At 70.9% G+C, this 16226-nt stretch carries 10 protein-coding genes and 3 pseudogenes; 9 read left to right on the top strand and 4 right to left on the bottom strand.

Annotated elements, in window-relative coordinates; all coding sequences use genetic code 11:
• Nucleotides 1-177 precede the first annotated feature (177 nt).
• Nucleotides 178-1386, bottom strand: a complete 1209-nt coding sequence (locus tag FF096_RS06995; protein WP_155215579.1) for a DUF349 domain-containing protein — start codon at nucleotides 1384-1386, stop codon at nucleotides 178-180.
• Between the two features lie 261 nt (nucleotides 1387-1647).
• Between FF096_RS06995 and FF096_RS06990 the strand changes: the two genes are divergently transcribed.
• From FF096_RS06990 to dapF, 3 genes are read left to right on the top strand one after another with little or no spacing between them, the layout of a single operon-like run.
• Nucleotides 1648-2379, top strand: coding sequence for a hypothetical protein (locus FF096_RS06990; protein ID WP_309222826.1), 732 nt, complete (start codon nucleotides 1648-1650; stop codon nucleotides 2377-2379).
• Nucleotides 2364-3293, top strand: a complete 930-nt coding sequence (gene miaA / locus FF096_RS06985) for a tRNA (adenosine(37)-N6)-dimethylallyltransferase MiaA (RefSeq protein ID WP_155215577.1) — start codon at nucleotides 2364-2366, stop codon at nucleotides 3291-3293. The genes FF096_RS06990 and miaA overlap by 16 nt, the downstream gene beginning before the upstream one ends.
• 7 nt (nucleotides 3294-3300) lie before the next feature.
• Nucleotides 3301-4149 carry a diaminopimelate epimerase gene (dapF, locus tag FF096_RS06980; RefSeq protein ID WP_309222825.1) on the top strand — a complete coding sequence of 283 codons (849 nt, stop codon included), beginning with the start codon at nucleotides 3301-3303 and terminating at the stop codon, nucleotides 4147-4149.
• Between the two features lie 37 nt (nucleotides 4150-4186).
• Here the strand turns inward: dapF and FF096_RS06975 are convergent, their stop codons facing one another.
• The gene (locus FF096_RS06975; protein ID WP_309222824.1) at nucleotides 4187-5659 is read right to left on the bottom strand and encodes an NAD-dependent malic enzyme; all 1473 of its coding nucleotides are present in this window, start codon (nucleotides 5657-5659) and stop codon (nucleotides 4187-4189) included.
• Nucleotides 5660-5833: 174 nt separating this feature from the next.
• On the opposite strand from FF096_RS06975, the gene hflX reads away from it, so the two are divergent.
• Together hflX and FF096_RS06965 are read left to right on the top strand one after the other, a co-directional pair.
• On the top strand, nucleotides 5834-7282 hold the full coding sequence (gene hflX / locus FF096_RS06970; protein ID WP_155215570.1) for a GTPase HflX: 1449 nt from the start codon (nucleotides 5834-5836) through the stop codon (nucleotides 7280-7282).
• A gap of 64 nt (nucleotides 7283-7346) precedes the next feature.
• Complete coding sequence (locus FF096_RS06965) at nucleotides 7347-9014, top strand: hypothetical protein (protein ID WP_155215569.1); 1668 nt, start codon at nucleotides 7347-7349, stop codon at nucleotides 9012-9014.
• A gap of 49 nt (nucleotides 9015-9063) precedes the next feature.
• Here the strand turns inward: FF096_RS06965 and lexA are convergent, their stop codons facing one another.
• Nucleotides 9064-9846 carry a transcriptional repressor LexA gene (gene lexA / locus FF096_RS06960; RefSeq protein WP_309222823.1) on the bottom strand — a complete coding sequence of 261 codons (783 nt, stop codon included), beginning with the start codon at nucleotides 9844-9846 and terminating at the stop codon, nucleotides 9064-9066.
• Between the two features lie 541 nt (nucleotides 9847-10387).
• Between lexA and nrdR the strand changes: the two genes are divergently transcribed.
• The 4 genes and pseudogenes from nrdR to FF096_RS27240 form a co-directional block, all read left to right on the top strand.
• Nucleotides 10388-10888 carry a transcriptional regulator NrdR gene (gene nrdR / locus FF096_RS06955; protein ID WP_155215568.1) on the top strand — a complete coding sequence of 167 codons (501 nt, stop codon included), beginning with the start codon at nucleotides 10388-10390 and terminating at the stop codon, nucleotides 10886-10888.
• 68 nt (nucleotides 10889-10956) lie between these two features.
• Nucleotides 10957-11424: pseudogene (locus FF096_RS27250) on the top strand (vitamin B12-dependent ribonucleotide reductase); the annotation flags it as partial.
• Nucleotides 11425-12306 (top strand): annotated as a pseudogene (locus FF096_RS27245) (LAGLIDADG family homing endonuclease); the annotation flags it as partial.
• Between the two features lie 177 nt (nucleotides 12307-12483).
• Nucleotides 12484-14907: pseudogene (locus FF096_RS27240) on the top strand (vitamin B12-dependent ribonucleotide reductase); the annotation flags it as partial.
• A 58-nt stretch (nucleotides 14908-14965) separates the two neighbouring features.
• On the opposite strand, the gene FF096_RS06945 reads toward FF096_RS27240, so the two are convergent.
• Nucleotides 14966-16180 carry an RNA polymerase sigma factor gene (locus FF096_RS06945; RefSeq protein ID WP_309222919.1) on the bottom strand — a complete coding sequence of 405 codons (1215 nt, stop codon included), beginning with the start codon at nucleotides 16178-16180 and terminating at the stop codon, nucleotides 14966-14968.
• Nucleotides 16181-16226 lie beyond the last annotated feature (46 nt).

Below are 16226 nucleotides of genomic sequence, written 5' to 3'. Positions count from 1 at the left end.
CCGTTGGGTGACTGGTCGGAATGGCTCCCGTGCCTCGCCTGGTGAGGGCAAGCGCTTTCCCAATTAATCACAGATCGACGTCGATGTAAATGTCATACGTTAACATCGCCACGACCTGCGAAAAGGGTGATGCCCCCGAACTCCCTCACGGGAGTCCGGGGGCATCGATCAGACAGCTCAGCCGGCCTGCTCGGCCAACTGGAGGAACTGGCGCTTCGTGGCGAGCGCCTGCTCGGCCTCCTTGATCCGCCGGGCGTCCCCGGCGGCCTGCGCCCGGGCCAGCCGCTCCTCGGCCTCCGCGACCTGCGCCCGCATCTGGGCCAGCAGCGGGTTGTCCTCCCGGCTGGTGCGCCGCCAGGCCGAATCCATCACCTCGCGGACCTTCTCGTCGACCGCCCGCAACCGGCGCTCCAGCCCGGCGGCGGCCTCGCGTGGCACCCGACCGGCCTCGTGCCACTGCGCCTGGATCTCCCGCAGCTTCGCCTGGGCGCCCTTCGGGTCACCGTCGACGTCGAGCGCCTCGGCCTCGGCGAGCAGCGCCTGCTTGCGCTCCAGGTTGGCGCGCTGCTCGTTGTCGCGAGCGGAGAAGACCTCGCTGCGCCGGCTGAAGAAGCTGTCCTGGGCGGCGCGGAACCGTTCCCAGAGCCGCTGCTCGGCCTCCTTCGACGCGCGCGGCGCGGCCTTCCACTGGGTCATCAGGTTCTTGAGCTGGTTCGCCGTCGTCGCCCAGTCGGTCGACTCGGCGACCTTCTCGGCCTCGGCGACCAACTCCTCCTTGATCGTCTGCGCCTGCTTGCGCTGCGCGTCCAGGGAGGCGAAGTGGGCACCCCGGCGGCGGGTGAAGCCGTCCCGCGCGGCGGCGAACCGCTTCCACAGCTCGCCGTCGGTCTTCTTGTCGACGCCCCGAATGGTCTTCCACTCTTCGAGGATCTCCTTGAGTCGATCCCCGGCGGTCTTCCAGCCGGTCGACTCCGCCGCCAGTTTCTCGGCCTCCTCGACCAGCGCGGTCTTGCGGGCGAGTGCCTCGACCCGGGCGGCCTCCTTGGCCGCGCGGGCCTCGCCGGCCTTCTCCTCGGCGACGGTGGCGAGCTTGTCCAGCCGGGCCGCCAGCGCGTCGATGTCGCCGACGACGTGGGCGTCGGCGAGGGAGGCACGGATCCGTCGGATGGTGGCGAGCGAATGGTTGGCGTCCGCCGCGCCGGAGTTGAGCCGTGCCTCGGTCAGGTCTACCTCGGTCACCACGTCGGCGAAGCGGCGTGCGAAGTGTGCCAGCCCCTCCTCCGGTGCTCCCGCCTGCCAGGATCCGACCACCCGCTCGCCCTCGGCGGTCTTGACGTAAACGGTGCCGTCCGCGTCCACCCGTCCGAAGGCAGTCCAGTCGCTCATGTGCCCATCCTCGTTCTCCCGGCACCGGGGAGCAGTCTCCCGGGTGCCGCCACGGCGCAGCCAAGTTTCTCCGGGCATTGTCACAGGTGCGCCCCGGTCCGCGTCGAGCGCCTATCGCCGACCGTGACCATACGGTGTCCTAGGGCCGGTCTGCGCCATCCAACCGGCGTGCCGCTTTCGTCCGAACGACCAACGTACGCGTGCCGTCCGCCACCGGTGGCGGACGGCACGCGGGTGACACGGGGCCGCTACGGTTGCCTGGTGCCACTGGTCGCCGCCGCTGTCTGCCCCCACCCGCCGCTGCTCGTCCCCGAGGTCGCCGGTGCCGCCGCGTCCGAGCTGGACGACCTGCGTGCCGCCTGTGACGTCGCGGTCGCCCGGCTGCTCGACTCGGCGGCGACGAGCGTGCTGGTGATCGGTGCCGACGACCACAGCGCCGACCTCGACTACCCGTTCCGGGGCAGCCTCGCCCCGTGGGGGGTACCGCTGGAGGTGCGCCTCGGTGAGCACCCCGACCCGTCCGTGGGTACCGACCACCTCCCGCTCAGCCTGTTGGTCGGCGCCTGGCTGCTCGCCCGGCAACCGACGGCCAGGACCGGCGGAGTGCACTGGCGGATGACCACGGTCGCAGCGGACGAGCCGGTCGAGACCTGCGCCGACCTCGGTGCCCGGCTCGATTCGCACCAGCCGTGGGCGCTGCTGGTGATGGGGGACGGCTCGGCCTGCCGGGGCGAGAAGGCGCCCGGCTACGCCGACCCGCGTGCCGACGCGTACGACGAGGGGGTCGCTCGGGCCCTGGCCGACGCGGACCTCGACGCCCTGCTCAGCCTGGACCCCGGTCTGTCGGCGCAGCTCAGGGTCGCGGGTCGGGCCCCGTGGCAGGTGCTAGCCGGCGCGGCGCGGGCGGCGGGCGGCGGCTGGCGCGGTGAGCTGCGTTACCACGCCGCGCCCTACGGGGTTGGCTACCTCGTGGCGAACTGGGAGCGGGCGTGATCGCCCCGGGCGTCGTGGTCGCGGTGGTCGGGCCGACGGCGGCGGGCAAGTCCGCCCTGAGCATCGCGCTCGCCCACGCGCTCGACGGCGAGGTGGTCAACGCCGACTCGATGCAGCTCTACCGGGGCATGGACATCGGTACGGCGAAGCTCACCGTGGCCGAACGCGACGGCGTGCCGCATCACCTGCTCGACATCTGGGAGGTCACCGAGCCGGCCAGCGTCGCGGAGTACCAGCGACTGGCCCGGGAGGCGGTCGACGACATCTTCGCCCGGGGCCGGGTACCGCTGCTGGTCGGTGGGTCCGGGCTCTACGTGCGGGCGGTGCTGGAACAGTTCGAGTTCCCCGGCACCGACCCCGCGCTGCGCCAACGCCTGGAAGATGAGCTGGCCGCGCTCGGGCCGGCACCGCTGTACGCGCGACTGCGCGCGGCCGATCCGGCTGCGGCGGCCGGCATCCTGCCGGGCAACGGTCGTCGCATCGTCCGCGCGCTGGAAGTGATCGAGCTGACCGGTAAGCCGTTCACCGCGGCGCTGCCGGAGCCCACGCCCTACTACCCGGCGGTGCAGATCGGGGTGGACCTGGACACCGCCCTGCTCGACGAGCGGATCGCGGTCCGGGTGGACCGGATGTGGGCCGACGGGCTGGTCGAGGAGACCCGGGAACTGGTCGAGCGCGGCCTGGCGCGGGGGCGTACCGCGAGTCGGGCGCTCGGCTACCAGCAGGTGCTGCGTTTCCTGCGCGGCGAGCTGACCGAGACCGAGGCACACGACGAGACGATCCGCGCCACCCGGCGCTTCGTCCGCCGCCAGCGCTCCTGGTTCCGGCGGGACGCGCGGGTGCACTGGCTCGACTCGGCCGACCCACGGCTGGTCCGGGAGGCCGTGCGGATCCTCGACGAGACTGCGCGATGATGGGGGCGTGGAGTTCACCAAGGGGCACGGCACCGGCAACGACTTCGTGATCCTGCCGGACCCGGACGGCGTGCTCGATCTGACACCCGAGTTGGTGGCGGCGATCTGTGACCGGCGACGGGGCCTCGGCGGAGACGGCGTGCTGCGGGTGGTCCGCGCCGCGAAGCACCCCGACGGCGCCGACCTGGCCGGCGAGGCCGAGTGGTTCATGGACTACTGGAACTCCGACGGCTCCTTCGCCGAGATGTGCGGCAACGGCGCCCGGGTCTTCGTCCGCTACCTGGTGGAGACCGGGCTGGTCGCACCGGCTGTCGGCGACGCCCTGCCGGTGGCCACCCGGGCGGGGCTGGTGCGGGCCAGGATCGAGGGCGACGACATCGCCGTCGAGATGCGCCGCCCCCGGCTGTACGCGGCCTCCGCCGCCGCCCTGGGCGGGCTGACCCTGCCGGGCACGGCGGTGGACGTCGGCAACCCCCACCTGGTCTGCCCGGTACCCGCCGGGCTGGACCTGGCCGGGCTGGACCTGACCCGGGCCCCCGAGGTCGACCCGGCGGTCTTCCCCAGCGGGGCGAACGTCGAGTTCACCGCCGGGGGCGCGCCGACGGCCGGGGTCGACGCGCACGTGCTGATGCGGGTCTACGAGCGGGGCTCCGCCGAAACGCTGTCCTGCGGCACCGGAGCCTGCGCCGTCGCAGCGGTGGCGCTGCGTGACGCCGACCGGGAGACCGGCACGGTGGCCGTCGACGTTCCCGGAGGTCGCCTCACCGTGACCGTCACCAACGACTCCTGCTGGCTCTCCGGCCCGGCCCTGCTGGTGGCGACCGGCCAGCTCATCCTTCCGACCCGGCGTCCCTGATCGACCCCGGGCGCGGGTGCGCCCCGGGGTCAGCCGGTCAGGGAGTGGCGGAGGCGGAGGCGGCGATCTCCGGCAGGTCGGCCGGCCCCGGGTCGGCGGCGGGCGGCGGGGTGGCGGCCGGGTTCTGGGCGGCGGCGCGTACGGCGGCGGCGACCGCCGGAGCCACCCGGGAGTCGAAGACGCTCGGCACGATGACCGTCGGGTTGATCTTTTCCTCGCCCACCACGTCCGCGATGGCCTGGGCGGCGGCGATCGCCATCTCCTCGGTGAACTCCTCGGCGTGCGCGTCGAGCATGCCGCGGAAGACGCCGGGGAAGGCGAGCACGTTGTTGATCTGGTTCGGCTGGTCGGAGCGGCCGGTGGCGACGACTGCGGCGTGCCGGCGGGCCTCCCTCGGATCGACCTCCGGATCCGGGTTCGCCAGCGCGAACACGATCGCGTCCTTCGCCATGGTGGCGATGTCGTCGCCGGTGAGCAGGTTCGGGGCGCTCACCCCGATGAAGACGTCGGCGTCGGCCAGCGCACCGGGCAGGTCACCCGAGTAGCCGTCCCGGTTGGTGTTCTCGGCCAGCCACTGCCATGCCGGGTTGAGGTCGGCCTGGCCACGGTGCAGGGCGCCCTGCCGGTCGTACGCGATGATGTCACCGACGCCCTGACGCAGCAGCAGCTTCATGATCGCCGTGCCCGCCGCGCCGGCTCCGGAGACCACGACCCGCACGTCCGCGAGTTGCTTGCCCACCACGCGCAGCGCGTTGGTCAACGCGGCCAGCACGCAGATGGCGGTGCCGTGCTGATCGTCGTGGAAGACCGGGATGTCCAGCGCCTCCCGCAACCGGGCCTCGATCTCGAAGCAACGCGGTGCGGCGATGTCCTCCAGGTTGATCCCGCCGTACGCGGGCGCGATGGCCTTGACGATGGCGACGATCTCGTCGGCGTCCTGCGTGTCGAGCACCACCGGCCAGGCGTCCACCCCGCCGAAGCGCTTGAACAGTGCCGCCTTGCCCTCCATCACCGGCAGCGACGCGGCGGGACCGAGGTTGCCCAGCCCCAGCACGGCCGACCCGTCACTGACCACCGCGACCGTGTTGCGCTTTATGGTCAGCCGCCGGGCGTCGGCGGGGTTCTCGGCGATCGCCTGGCAGACCCGGGCCACCCCCGGGGTGTACGCGCGGGACAGCTCGTCCCGGTTCCGCAGGGCGACCTTCGGACTCACCTCGATCTTGCCGCCGAGGTGTAGCAGGAACGTCCGGTCGGACACCTTGCGCACGTCGACGCCGTCGAGCGTACGGAGCGCGGCGACCACCTGGTCGGCGTGACCGGCATCGGCCGTGTCGCAGGTCAGGTCGACGATCACGTTCGTCGGATCGGAGTCGACCACGTCCAGCGCGGTGACGATCGCCCCGGACTCGCCCACCGAGGTGGTGAGTCGCCCGATCGAGGAGGCATCGGCGGGCACGGCGATGCGGATCGTGATCGAGAATCCGGCACTGGGTAGTCGGGTCGTGGCCACGCAGGTCCCTCCGTCGGCGCTGAACGGCTCGTCCGCATTTCTACTCGCCCGACCTGGGCAGCCGGTAGCCGCCCCCGCTTCCACCGCCATCAGGCGGGCATATACCAGGTGCGTCGGGCGTTGACACATGTCAGGATTGCTCGGTACCTGCACAGAACGGACAGGAGAGATCGCTTGCGAGACCAGGAGACCTACGTTCACATCTCCGACGACGAGCTCGACACCACCACCGGCGAGTACGAGCTCTCCGAGCGGCAGGCGCTGCGAAGGGTCCCTGGCCTCTCCACCGAGCTGACCGACGTCACCGAGGTCGAATACCGGCAGCTCCGACTGGAGCGGGTGGTCCTCGTCGGCGTCTGGACCGAGGGCACTCAGGCCGACGCGGAGAACTCCCTCACCGAGCTGGCCGCGCTGGCGGAGACCGCCGGTTCGCAGGTGCTCGAAGGGCTCATCCAACGGCGCAACCGTCCCGACCCGGCGACCTACATCGGTCGCGGCAAGGTCGACGACCTCGGCTCGGTGGTGCTCTCCTCCGGTGCCGACACGGTGATCTGCGACGGTGAGTTGTCCCCGTCCCAGCTGCGCAACCTGGAACAGCGCACCAAGGTCAAGGTGGTTGACCGCACCGCGCTGATCCTCGACATCTTCGCCCAGCACGCCAAGAGCAAGGAGGGTCGGGCGCAGGTCGAGTTGGCCCAGCTGGAATACCTCCTCCCTCGGCTGCGCGGCTGGGGTGAGACGTTGTCCCGGCAGACCGGTGGGTCCGGCCGGGGCGGTGGTGCCGGTGGTGGCGTCGGTGTCCGTGGTCCCGGTGAGACCAAGCTGGAAACCGACAGGCGGCGCATCCGGCACCGCATCGCGCGGCTCCGCCGCGAGATCAAGGCCATGCGGACGGTACGCGAGACCAAGCGCGCCCGCCGTACCCGTAACGCGGTGCCCGCGGTGGCGATCGCCGGTTACACCAACGCCGGAAAGTCCAGCCTGCTGAACCGCCTGACCGGGGCCGGCGTGCTGGTGGAGGACGCGCTGTTCGCCACGCTCGATCCGACCACCCGCCGCGCCACCACCTCCGACGGGCGGGTCTACACCCTCAGCGACACGGTGGGCTTCGTCCGGCACCTGCCGCACCAGATCGTCGAGGCGTTCCGCTCGACGCTGGAGGAGGTCGCCGAGGCGGACCTGGTCGTGCACGTCGTCGACGGTGCCCACCCCGATCCGGAGGAGCAGGTCCGGGCCGTCCGGGAGGTGCTGGGCGAGGTCGGTGCCGACCGGCTGCCGGAGCTGCTGGTGGTCAACAAGGTCGACGCGGCCGACGAGGAGACGCTGCTGCGGCTCAAGCGGCTCTGGCCGGAGGCGGTCTTCGTCTCCGCGCACAGCGGCCTGGGCATCGACGACCTGCGCGAGACGATCGAGCGGCGGTTGCCCCGCCCGGCCGTCGAGGTACGCGTGGTGCTGCCGTACGACCGGGGTGACCTGGTGGCCCGGCTGCACCGGCAGGGCGAGGTGCTCAGCACCGCCCACCTGGCGGAAGGGACGATGGTGCACGTACGGGTCAACGAGGCACTCGCGGCCGAACTGCTCCCGTATCACGACGCAACGCAGGTGGTCGGTAGCGCGCGGTGATTGTCGGCGGCGGTGGGGCCGCCGCGTCACCCAGCGGAAACCTGCGGCATGCGACACTTCTTTCATGCTCCGCACTGTCTCCTCCGTCACGGCTGCCCTCGGCCTGGTCGGGGCCACCGTGGCGGTCGCCGGTGCCGCGCTGGTAGCGCCCGGCTCACCCGCCAAGGCAGCGTCTTCCGTGGTGGCGGCGCCACCGCACGCCGTGGTGGGGCCGCCGATCACGGCGGCGGGAAAGAAGCAGTGCTCGATCACCGACCCGCGGTTGCGTGAGCTGTCCGGCCTGGTGGTGACCAAGAACGGCTACATCGTCGTCAACGACAGCAGCGAGCAGGAGAACCGCAAGCGGGTCTTCTACCTCAACAAGGACTGCGACGTCGTCCGCGAGGTCCCCTACTCGGGTGGTGGGCCGTACGACACCGAGGACCTCGCCGTCTCGCCGGACGGCAAGACCTTGTGGATCGCCGACACCGGCGACAACGTGACCAGCCGTGAGCGTCGCAAGCAGGTGGCGGTCTGGAGTATGCCGATCAGCGGTCGCAGCCAACCCAAGCTGCACCGGCTGTCCTACCCGGACAACAAGCCGCGCGACGCCGAGGCGCTGCTGATCGGCGCCGACAAGATGCCGCTGATCATCACGAAGGTCACCGCCGGCAAGGCCGAGATCTTCACCCCGGACGGGCCGTTGAAGACCGGCGACACCGAGCCGGTGCCGATGAAGAAGGTCGGCGACGTCGAGTTGCCGAGGACGGACACCGAGAACCCGCTGAGCACCTTCGGTCGAGTCGCGATCACCGGCGCGGCACGGTCTCCGGACGGCTCGCGGGTGGTTTTGCGTACCTATGCCGACGCCTTCGAGTACGACGTCGAGAACGGCGACATCGTCGCCGCCATCACCACCGGCACGCCCCGGGTCACCGCCCTGGCCGACCCGTTCGGCGAGGCGATCGCCTACTCGACCGACGGCAAGACGTTCCTGACCGTCTCCGACGCCGGGCACCTGGAGGATGACGACCCGGTCAACATCCTCAGCTACACCCCCTCCACGGAGGGCCCGAAGAACCTGGCCAGTGATCCCGGCGAGGGGAAGGCCGGGCAGTCGTTCCTCGACGATCTGAACCCGACCGACATCATGTACCTGATCGCCGGGGTCGGCGTGATCGGTGCCCTGCTCGTCGGCGCGGGCATCTTCGGCATCCTGCGGGCCCGTAAGCGCCCGGTGCCCACCGCCCGCAAGCGCGACGGCGACGATGTCGCCGACGCCCCGGGCCGCCGGGACGACGGATTCGGCCCGGCGCGGGACCAGAGCCGGGGTGGGGTCTACGGCGGGGCTCCGGCCGGGGGCGGTGTCTACGGTGGCTCGCCGGCCGGCGGGCGGCCCAGCGGTGGGGCACGCTCCGGCGGTGTCTACGGCGGCGGTGGCCGACCGGCCGCCGGCCCGGGTCAGGGCGGCGGTGGCGTGTACGGCGGTGGTGGCCGACCGGGCGAGAGCGCCCCCGTCTACGGGCGGCCCGGCGGCGGGCGACCTGCCGGTGGCGGTGGACGCCCCGGTGGCGGTGTCTACGGCGGTGGCGGACAGCCCGGCGGAAGCGGGCGTGCTGAGCCGCCTCGACGGGGCGGCCCGACCGAGCCCGAGTACCGGGGGCGACGTTCCGCCCGCTACCGCGAGGACGACGGCGGGTCGTACGGCCAGGTGCGTGGCGGCAACTACGGCTACCGGGGCGACCGGTACTGACCCCTGGTGACGGTGCTGACCTCGGGCCAGCACCGTCGTCTGCCGCAGGTCAGATGCGGCGCAGCACCGCCACCACCCGGCCCATGATGGTGGCGTCGTCACCAGGGATCGGGTCGAAGGCCGGATTCTGCGGCATCAGCCAGACGTGACCGTCACGTAGCCGGTAGGTCTTCACGGTCGCCTCGCCGTCGAGCATGGCGGCGACGATCTCACCTGAGTCCGCGGTCGGCTGCTGCCGGACGACCACCCAGTCGCCGTCGCAGATCGCCGCGTCGAGCATCGAGTCACCCTTGACCTGGAGCATGAAGACCTCGCCCTCGCCGACCAGCTCGCGGGGGAGGGGGAAGACGTCTTCCATCGACTGCTCGGCGAGGATCGGCCCACCGGCGGCGATCCGGCCGAGCATCGGCACGTAGGCCGGGGTGGGCCGCTGGGAGCGGCTCAGCTCGTCGTCGACATCGCTCGGGGAGCGCACGTCGACCGCCCGGGGCCGGTTCGGGTCGCGCCGCAGGAAGCCCTTCTTCTCCAGCTCCTTCAGCTGGTAGGCGACGCTGGACGGGGAGACCAGCCCGACCGCCTCACCGATCTCCCGCACGCTCGGCGGGTAACCGTGGCGCTCCACCCAGGTGCGGATGAACTCCAGGATGCGTCGCTGTCGGGCGGTCAGATCCACCGTGGCCGGGTCGGGGAAGCCGCTGACCACCGGGGCCACCGGGCGCACGGCCGGCTGGCCGGAACGGGCGCGGGTGACGGTGCGGCGTCGGGCGGCCTGGGTGCCCGCCGGGATGCTCTGTTGCGGGCTCTGGGGCCGGTTGGCCCGGTCCTCGGTCACGTCCGTCCTCCCTGGTCGGCGCTGAAGTGCCTCGGCGGCTCGTGGTGCGCGCGGTGATCTGTCGGCCGGTGGGTCGACCATGGTCGCCTCCGGTTGTTCATGACCGTATAGGTGAGATCGGTCTTTTTCAAACATCTGTACGACCTGCCGCGGCGTGTTGACGTGGAAATCCATCACGACCGCCGTAATAGTACGTCTGTTCGAGGTGAAGGAATTGTCGGCGCGTTGGCCGGAGGGTGGTAACCCGCGTCGCCGGATCGCGTTGGGCTCTCCGGTTGCGGGTGACGGGTGGTGCTGTTGGGGTTTGTCGGTGACGCGCCGAACACGCCGGCCAACTTGACCCCGGATCGTCGGCGGCATACGGTCAACCCCTAGATGTAGTAGTCACATGGGCGTAAGTTGCCTACAGGTTGGGTTCGACTACCGACCGCACTCCCCGCACCGCCAAGCCGGGCCAATCCTGCGGAGATGGCTCCGGCTCACTGAGGCGTGCCCGGAGCGCGGGCGGGCGGACCTGTGGTCGATCAAAGGAGGTCGGGCGATGCGGTGTCCGTACTGCCGGCACGCCGACTCCCGCGTGGTCGACTCGCGAGAGGCCGACGACGGTCAACTGATCCGGCGGCGGCGGGCCTGCCCCGAGTGCGGCAAGCGGTTCACCACCGTCGAGGAGGCGGTGCTCGCCGTGGTCAAGCGCAGCGGTGTCACCGAGCCGTTCAGCCGGACGAAGATCATCGGTGGGGTGCGCAAGGCGTGCCAGGGCCGGCCCGTCGACGAGGACTCGATCGCGCTGCTGGCGCAGCGGGTCGAAGAGACCGTCCGGGCCAAGGGAGCGGCCGAGATTCCCAGCCACGAGGTGGGGCTGGCCATCCTGGGCCCGCTGCGGGACCTGGACGAGGTCGCCTACCTGCGCTTCGCCAGCGTCTACCGGTCGTTCGACTCGCTCGCCGACTTCGAGCGGGAGATCGAGACGCTACGGGCAGCGGCACGCGCCCGGGAGGAAGACGGTGCCGAGGCGGCCAGCGCCGCCGGTCACGCGCAGTAGTTCTTTTCAGCAGTACCAGTGACAGTCGGATCGCGCGGCGGGCCCGCGCGGACGAGGGGGCGGATGAGATGCCGGGGGACGGTGTGACGACAAGCAGGTCACGAAGCAAGGCGGGCGCGGGGCTCAAGGTCGAGCGGGTCTGGACGACCGAGGGCGTGCACCCGTACGACGAGGTCACCTGGGAACGCCGTGACGTCGTGATGACCAACTGGCGGGACGGCTCGATCAACTTCGAGCAGCGGGGCGTGGAGTTCCCGGAGGGTTGGAGCGTCAACGCGGCCAACATCGTGACCACCAAGTACTTCCGGGGCGCGGTGGGGACCCCGGAACGGGAGTGGTCGCTCAAGCAGTTGATCGACCGGGTGGTCACCACCTACCGCACCGCCGGTGAGGAGTACGGCTACTTCGCCTCCCCGGCCGACGCCGAGGTCTTCGCGCACGAGCTGACCTGGATGCTGCTGAACCAGGTGTTCAGCTTCAACTCCCCGGTCTGGTTCAACGTCGGCACCCCGTCGCCCCAGCAGGTCAGCGCGTGCCTGCCGTACGACTCCCTGGTCAGCACCCCCGGCGGTCTGGTGCCGATCGGCAAGCTTGTCGAAGACGGCGCCGTCGGTGCCAAGGTCTACGACGGCACCGGCCTCACCAGCATTGTCGCCGTCAAGGCCAACGGGGTGCGCGAAGTCCTCCGACTGCACACCAAGGCGGGCTATACGCTCGATGTCACCCCGGATCACGTGGTCTGGAAGAGCACGGGCAGCGGCACCGGTGAGTGGGTCGAGGCCGGCACCCTGAACCCGGGCGACAAGCTCGAATGGCACCGCACCTACGCCTACGGCGAGAGCGAACTGGACCTGCGGGAGATCCGCGAGGCCGCGTTGGCTGGCTGGTTGCAGTCGGACGGCTTCGTCGGCCAGTACGCCGAGGGCACGAACCGGTCGTTGACGATCGAGGCGATGACCGTCGACGACGATGAACTGGACTGGGTCACCACCGCCCTCGACGAGGTGTTCCCGGACGCGCACCGCAAGGAGCGCCCGGTGACCACTCAGGATCAGAACCTCGACGTCCGGCATACCTGCCTCTACGGCGAGCACCTTCGCCCGTTTGTGGAGAAGTGGGACCTGCTGCCCCGGGGTACCGAAATGCGGGTGCCGCAGCGGCTGTTCACGGCACCGCTGCCGGTCGTCGCCGCGTATCTGCGCAGCATCTTCCAAGCCGAGGGTTACGTCTCGGCGCGCGAGCGGTCCACGCTCGTCGCGGTGGACATGATCTCGGAGGAACTGATCCGGGGCGTGCAGAGCCTGTTGCTGCGCTTCGGGATCTTCTCCCGGGTGTCGTTCAAGGCGGATCCGCGTCCGGATCGCAAGGGCGTGTGGACGGTCCGCATCCAGAACGACGGCGACCGGGATCTCTTCGCCACCCACATCGGGTTCGTCGGCGCGGTGAAGATGGCCGAGCTCGAAGCGGGCTTCGCCGAGCCGGGCCGGCCCGCAGCGGATGTCAAGCGGCTGGAGATCGACCGCATCGAGCCGATCGGGTCGATGGAGGTCTACGACATCCAGACCGAGAGCGGCGAGTTCCTGGCCGGCAACCTCCGGGTGCACAACTGTTTCATCCTGTCCGTCGACGACTCGATGGACTCCATCCTGGACTGGTACAAGGAGGAGGGGCTGATCTTCAAGGGCGGCTCCGGCTCCGGCGTGAACCTCTCCCGGATCCGGTCCTCCAAGGAGCTGCTCTCCTCCGGCGGCACCGCCTCCGGCCCGGTCAGCTTCATGCGCGGTGCCGACGCCAGCGCCGGCACCATCAAGTCCGGCGGCGCCACGCGGCGCGCGGCCAAGATGGTCATCCTCGACGTCGACCACCCCGACATCGAGGAGTTCGTGGTCACCAAGGCGCGCGAGGAGGACAAGATCCGCGCGCTGCGCGACGCCGGGTTCGACATGGACCTCGGTGGTGCCGACATCGTCAGCGTGCAGTACCAGAACGCCAACAACTCGGTCCGGGTCTCCGACGAGTTCATGTCGGCGGTGGAGAAGGCCGGCACGTTCGACCTGCGTGGCCGGCTCGACGGCGCGGTGATCGACACCGTGGACGCCAAGAAGCTGTTCCGCACCATCTCCCAGGCCGCCTGGGAGTGCGCCGACCCCGGTCTCCAGTACGACGACACCATCAACGACTGGCACACCTGCCCGGAGACCGGCCGGATCACCGCGTCGAACCCGTGCTCGGAGTACCTGCACCTGGACAACTCCTCGTGCAACCTCGCCTCGCTGAACCTGATGAAGTTCCTCCGCGCCGACGGTGGCTTCGAGGTGGAGAAGTTCGTCAAGAGCGTCGAGTTCGTCATCACCGCGATGGACATCTCGATCTGCTTCGCAGACTTCCCGACCGAGAAGATCGGCGAGACCACCCGGGCATACCGGCAGCTCGGCATCGGGTACGCGAATCTGGGTGCCCTGCTGATGGCCTCCGGCCTGCCGTACGACTCGGACCAGGGCCGCTCGCTGGCCGCCGCGATCACCTCCCTGATGACCGGCACCGCGTACCGCCGCTCGGCCGAGCTGGCCGGCATCGTCGGCGCGTACGACGGCTACGCCCGTAACGCGGAGCCGCACAAGCGGGTGATGCGCAAGCACGCCGCCGCCAACGACGAGATCAAGCCGTCCGGCACGGTGGCCACCGCCGTGGTCCGCGAGGCCACCAAGCAGTGGACGCTCGGCAACAAGATCGGTGAGAAGAACGGCTGGCGGAACTCCCAGGCCAGCGTGCTCGCGCCGACCGGCACCATCGGCCTGATGATGGACTGCGACACCACCGGCGTCGAGCCGGACCTGGCGTTGGTCAAGTTCAAGAAGCTGGTCGGCGGCGGCTCGATGCAGATCGTCAACCAGACCGTGCCGCGCGCCCTGCGCTCCCTCGGCTACCCGGAGGAGCAGGTCGAGGCGATCGTCGAGCACATCGCCGACCAGGGGCACGTGGTGGATGCCCCCGGCCTGAAGCCGGAGCACTACCCGGTCTTCGACTGCGCCATGGGCGAGCGGTCCATCGCGCCGATGGGCCACGTGCGGATGATGGCGGCGGTCCAGCCGTTCATCTCCGGCGCCATCTCCAAGACGGTCAACATGCCGGAGCAGGCCACCGTCGAGGACGTCGAGAAGATTTACTTCGAGGGCTGGAAGCTGGGCCTCAAGGCGCTGGCCATCTACCGGGACAACTGCAAGGTCGGCCAGCCGCTGTCGGCGGCGAAGAAGAAGACGGCCGAGCCGGAGGCGTCCGCCGCCGTCGAGCCGGTGGTGGAGAAGGTCGTCGAGTACCGTCCGGTGCGCAAGCGGCTGCCGAAGAAGCGCCCGTCGGAGACGATCTCCTTCTCCGTGGGCGGAGCCGAGGGCTACCTCACCGCCTCGTCGTACCCGGACGACGGTCTCGGCGAGGTCTTCCTCAAGATGTCGAAGCAGGGTTCCACCCTGGCCGGCGTGATGGACGCCTTCTCGGTGGCCATCTCCATCGGCTTGCAGTACGGCGTGCCGCTGGAGACGTTCGTCAGCAAGTTCACCAACATGCGCTTCGAGCCGGCGGGTATGACCGACGACCCGGACGTGCGGATGGCCGCCTCGGTGATGGACTACATCTTCCGTCGCCTGGCGTTGGATTTCCTGCCCTACGAGCGCCGCGCCGAACTGGGCATCTTCACCGCGAAGGAGCGGGCCGCCCAGCTCGCCGCCGAGGCCGAGGCCGAGGCGAACGGCACGGACCTGACCGCGATGGCGGCCTCCGCCCCGGTGGAGAACAAGCCGGAGGAGTCCAAGGTCGACGCGGTCGCCCAACCGGCCCAGGAACTCGCCGACGCCGCCGCGGTCAAGCCGGCACCGTCGGTCGGTTCCAGCACCGAGCTGCTGGAGGCCGTGATCGGCAAGGCCGCCGACGCACCGCTCTGCTTCACCTGCGGTACGAAGATGCGCCCGGCCGGTAGCTGCTACGTCTGCGAGGGCTGCGGCTCCACCAGCGGTTGCAGCTGACCGACGATCCACCGACACGACGGAGCCCCGGGCGGTGACTGCCCGGGGCTCCGCCTCGTCAGCGCACTGTCGGGGGCTCGGCTGGTCCGGCGGAGCCAGGTTGTACGCGGCCCAGGCGGGTGGTGAGGAAAATGCGTTCGGCATCGTTGTCGACGAGGTCGATCGCGGCCCGGTACGCCTCGGCCGCCTCGGTGTTGCGGCCGAGCCGGTGCAGCAGGTCGGCCCGGATCGCCGGCAGGTAGTGATAGCCGGCCAGGCGTGGGTCCTCGGCGAGGGCGTCGACGTCGGCCAGGGCCACGGTCGGGCCGTGCACCATCGACACCGCCACCGCCCGGTTCAGCGCGACCACCGGTGAGGGCCAGCGGTCCAGCAACGCGTCGTAGAGCCGGACGATCTGCGGCCAGTCGGTCGCCTCGTAGCTGGGCGCGAGCGCGTGCAGCGAGGCGATGGCGGCCTGCAGGGCGTACCGGCCCGGGCGTCCGGCGTGGAACGCGTCGAGCACCAGACGGCGACCCTCGTCGATGGCCTCCCGGTCCCATCCGGCGCGGTCCTGGTCCGCCAGGCGCAGCAGCCGACCCTCGGCGTCGGTGCGGGTGGCCCGGCGGGCATCGGTGAGCAGCAGCAGCGCGAGCAGCCCGCGTACCTCCGGTTCGTCGGGCATCAACGCGGCCAGCATCCGGGCCAGGTGGAGCGCCCGGTCCACCAGGTCCGCGCGGACCAGGTCACCGCCGGTCGGCGCGGTGTGTCCGGTGGTGTAGAGCAGGTGTACGACGGTGAGTACCGCGTCCAGCCGCTCGGGCAGTTCGGCGGCCTCGGGCACGCGGTAGGGCACCCGGGCGGCGGCGATCCTCTTCTTGGCCCGGGTGATCCGGGCCGCCATGGTCGGTTCGGGGACCAGGAAGACGCGGGCGATGTCGGCGGTGCTCACCCCGCAGACCAGACGCAGGGTGAGCGCGGCCTGAGCCTCGCGGCCGAGCACCGGATGGCAGCAGGTGAAGACCAGGCGCAACCGGTCGTCGGGGACGGCGACCTCGTCCGGGAGATCCAATTCGGTGGCGTCCGGCTCCACCAGCAGGGGCAGTTTCGCGCGTAACACCTGCCGACGGCGCAGCACGTCGAGGGCCTTGCGTCGGGCCGTCGCGGTGAGCCACGCGCCGGGTCGGTCCGGTACACCGTCCCGGGCCCACGCGCTGAGCGCGGCGAGGTACGCCTCCTGGACGCTCTCCTCGGCGAGGTCGAAGTCACCGGCGACGCGGGCCGTGGCGGCGAGCACGAAGGCCCACTCACGGCGGTGCGCGTCCGCCACGGCCTGTTCCACC

The sequence above is a fragment of the Micromonospora sp. CP22 genome, assembly GCF_009712475.1.
GTDB lineage: Bacteria > Actinomycetota > Actinomycetes > Mycobacteriales > Micromonosporaceae > Micromonospora.
This window is presented reverse-complemented; position numbering and strand designations above follow the sequence as displayed.